This is a genomic window from Cupriavidus respiraculi (assembly GCF_914271545.1).
Lineage (GTDB): Bacteria > Pseudomonadota > Gammaproteobacteria > Burkholderiales > Burkholderiaceae > Cupriavidus > Cupriavidus respiraculi.
This window is the reverse complement of record NZ_CAJZAH010000013.1, coordinates 1-3,873: the sequence shown is the minus strand read 5'-3', so window position 1 is coordinate 3,873 and position 3,873 is coordinate 1. Positions and strand designations below refer to the sequence as shown.

Here is a 3,873-nt window from a genome sequence, read left to right as displayed (position 1 = left end):
GCCGGTGCGCATCACGTCCATCGGATGGGCCGAGGCGGGCACCCATTCGAGCGCGGCCTTGACGTTGGCGGGCAGCCCGCGCAGCGCCTTGAGCTTGCGCTTGTAGGCATCAAGCTCGGCCTGGGTGGGCAGCTTGCCGTGCACCAGCAGGTAGGCGATCTCCTCGAACTCGCAGGTCTCGGCCACGTCCAGGATGTCGTAGCCGCGGTAGTGCAGGTCGTTGCCGCTGCGCCCGACCGTGCACAGCGCGGTGTTGCCGGCGGTCACGCCGGACAGCGCCACGGACTTCTTGGGCTTGGGCGCCGCCGGCGCCTGGGTTGCTTCCGTCATGCGTGTCTCCTTGTCAGTGCTTGTCGATGCTTGTCGATGCTTGTCGATGTTTCCCGATGTGTCACTTGCCCTTGGATTGCGCAAACAGCGCGTCGAGCTTCTGTTCGTAGGCGTGGTAGCCAATGCTGTCGTAGAGCTCCGCGCGGGTCTGCATGGTGTCGACCACGTTCTGCTGCGTGCCATCGCGCCGGATCGCCGCGTAGACGTTTTCCGCGGCCTTGTTCATCGCGCGGAAGGCGGACAGCGGATAGAGAATCATCGACACGTCGGCGCCCGCCAGTTCGTCGCGCGTAAACAGTGGCGTCGCGCCGAACTCGGTGATATTGGCCAGGATGGGCACCTTCACCGCGGCGGCGAACTGACGGTACATCGCCAGGTCCGTCATGGCCTCGGGAAAGATCGCGTCTGCGCCGGCCTCGACGCAGGCCACGGCACGCTCGATGGCCTTGTCGAGCCCCTCGACGGCCAGCGCGTCAGTGCGAGCCATGATCACGAAGTTCTCGTCGGTGCGCGCGTCCACCGCGGCCTTGATGCGGTCGACCATCTCGCCCTGCGAGACGATCTCCTTGTTGGGGCGGTGGCCGCAGCGCTTGGCGCCCACCTGGTCCTCGATATGCATGGCGCCCGCGCCGAACTTGATCAGCGAGCGCGTGGTGCGCGCCACGTTGAAGGCCGATGCGCCGAATCCGGTGTCGACGTCCACCAGCAGCGGCAGATCGCACACATCGGTGATGCGGCGGATATCGGTCAGCACGTCGTCCAGGTTGGAGATGCCGAGGTCGGGCAGGCCCAGCGAGCCAGCGGCCACGCCGCCGCCGGACAGATAGATGGCCCGGTAGCCCGCGTGCTTGGCCAGCAGGGCATGGTTGGCGTTGATCGTGCCGACGATCTGCAGCGGCTTCTCATCGGCCAGCGCCTGGCGGAAACGTGCGCCGGCGGAGCGGGCGAGGTCGGAAGGGGAGAAAGACATGAGCGGGTCGTCCTTGTTGGCGAAAGTGGGCCGGTTAGCGCAAGGGGTATGCCAGGGGCGGTAACGCGCGCCGGTGAAAGCCGGAAAGGGGGCCGCAGCGAGGCACGGGCAACGGCTGGCGGGAAAAGGGGCCCGCACGGGAACCCTCGACGCCTCGTGCCGAGTATTTCAATATTGAAATATAGATTTCATCATTGAAATCGCAGCGCAGCCGGCGGACAATGCCTCCTCGTCCCTCCGTACCGTCGCCGCGCGCCCCATGAGCCTGCCTACCGCCTCCCACCGGCCCCGCATCTGGGCCATCGGCATCAGCCGCCTGTCGCGCGCCTTTGCCGAACTGATCCCAGCTTATGCCGCCCAGGCCGAATTCCGCATCGTCGACAAGGGCTATGACGCGGCGGCCAGCGCCATCGCACGCGAGGCCCGCGAGGGCAGGCTGGACGTAGTCGTCGCGGGCGGCTCGAACGGCGCCTATCTGCGCCAGCATGTCGACGTGCCGGTGGTGCTGGTCAAGGTCACCGGCTTTGACGTGATGAGCGCGCTGGCCACCGCGCGGCGCATCTCGCCGCGCGTGGCGCTGGTGACTCATGCGGCCATCTATCCGGAAGTGGACGAGTTCGCCCGCGCCTTTTCGCTCGCTATCCCGGCCTACACCTATCTCACCGAGGACGACGCCGCGGCGCGCGTCAAGGCGCTGAAGCAGGAGGGCATCGAAGTGGTCGTGGGTCCCGGCATGGTTACCGACATGGCGGACCGCTTCGGGCTCGTGGGCGTATTCCTCTATTCCGGCAATGCGGTCAAGCTGGCGCTGGAGGACGCGATCGAAGCAGCGCGGCTGCGGCACATCGAATCGGGCCGGCGCCACTATGTGAACACCATCCTCGCCCACCTGAACGAGGGCGTGGCGGCGGTCGACGCGGAAGGGCGCATCCAGTCCTTCAATCCCGCCATGGAACGCTTTCTCGGCACGCCGGCAGCTTCCGCGGTCGGGCGCAAGCTGCATGGCGTGGCGCCCGGGCTGTCGCTAGACGGCGTGATGCAGTCGGGCGACAAGGAACTCGAGGCCATCCAGAAGCTCGGCGACAAGATGGTGGTGGTCAACCGCATCCCCATCGTGACCGAAGCCGGACCGGCGGGCGCCGTGCTGACCATCCAGGACGCCAATGCCATCCACCGCGTCGACCGCAACCTGCGTTCTCGCGCCCGTACGCGGCCGGCGGGCGTGCGGTACAGCCTGGAAGACCTGGCGGGTGCCTCGCCGGCGATGCAGCAGCTGCGCGAACTGGCCCGCCGTTACGCAGCGGTCGATTCCGTGGTGCTCGTCAGCGGCGAGAGCGGCACCGGCAAGGAAGTGCTGGCGCAGGGCATGCACGACGCCAGCCCCCGGCGCGCGTTTCCCTTCATCGCCATCAATTGCGCTGCCTTTCCGGAGTCGCTGCTGGAGAGCGAATTGTTCGGCTACGAGGAGGGCGCCTTCACCGGGGCGCGACGCGGCGGCAAGGCCGGCCTGTTCGAATCGGCCCACAACGGCACCCTGTTTCTCGACGAGGTGGGCGACATGCCTCCCGCGCTGCAGACGCGGCTGTTGCGCGTCCTCCAGGAAAAGCAGGTCCTGCCCATCGGCGGGCTCGACGCCGTGCCCGTCAATGTCCGCGTGATCGCGGCAACGCACCGCAATCTGGCGGAACTGGTGCGTGCGGGCACCTTCCGCCAAGACCTGTATTACCGGCTCAATATCCTGCGCATCGAAATGCCGCCCCTGCGCGAACGGGGCGACGATCTGACCGAGCTGGCCGAAATGCTGTATCGGCGCGCCCAGCAGCGGCTCGGCCTTGACCGCGGCGAGCGTCTGCCGGCCGCCGTGCGCGATCGTCTTTCCGGCTACGCGTGGCCCGGCAATATCCGGGAGCTGGAAAACGTGACGGAGCGCGTGGCGGTACTGCTGGCCGGACGCGACCTTGGCGAGGGCGTCTTCCGGCGCGAACTCGAGGCGGCCGTTCCGGAACTGTTCGCGGCCGCGCCGGCGCCGGCATCGCGGAATGTGGAGGGCGCTCCACCGCGGCGCTCGCTCGCGGGCGCCGCGCGCGCCAGCCAGGCCGACCATATCCGTCGGGTGCTGGCCGAGTGCGGCGGCGACCGTGCGGCCGCCTGTGAGCTTCTCGGCATCAGTCCCACGACGCTGTGGAGACGGCTCAAGGATGCGGCCTGAGCACTCTGCGAAAAAGTACTTGCCAGCCCCGGTTGGCTGACTTAATATTCGCCCCCTCGCAACACGACAGCGAGCCTGCAAGGCAGGCGGGGCGCGGGTTGCGGGGTTGGCAGGGGGTAGTGGCGGGGCAGTTTGACCGGCACTGCGGCGGCGAAAAAAAAGTGCGCTGCCCTGTTGACGGGAAACGAAAAGATCTACATAATCTCGTTTCTCTGCTGCTGACGAAGCAGCGCCTGGTGAAGCAAAGCGAGCTGGGGCAGACGGATCTTTAACAATCAAACAACCGATAAGTGTGGGCGCTCGATAACGGGACGCACAGGCGGCGCAAGTTGCCTGGAGCTTACAAGTTATAAAGTGCTCGCAC

General features: G+C 66.9%; 3 protein-coding genes. 1 reads left to right on the top strand and 2 read right to left on the bottom strand.

The window, feature by feature from the left end:
* On the bottom strand, positions 1-330 hold a 330-nt coding region (locus LDO27_RS25490), incomplete at its 3' end, for a citrate/2-methylcitrate synthase (protein ID WP_290368865.1).
* Positions 331-391: 61 nt separating this feature from the next.
* Positions 392-1,300, bottom strand: coding sequence for a methylisocitrate lyase (gene prpB, locus LDO27_RS25485; protein WP_224044660.1), 909 nt, complete (start codon positions 1,298-1,300; stop codon positions 392-394).
* Between the two features lie 259 nt (positions 1,301-1,559).
* Here prpB and prpR point away from each other — a divergent pair, with 259 nt between their 5' ends.
* A complete protein-coding gene (gene prpR, locus LDO27_RS25480) occupies positions 1,560-3,509 on the top strand; it encodes a propionate catabolism operon regulatory protein PrpR (RefSeq protein ID WP_224044658.1) in 1,950 nt (649 codons plus the stop codon).
* Positions 3,510-3,873: the final 364 nt, after the last annotated feature.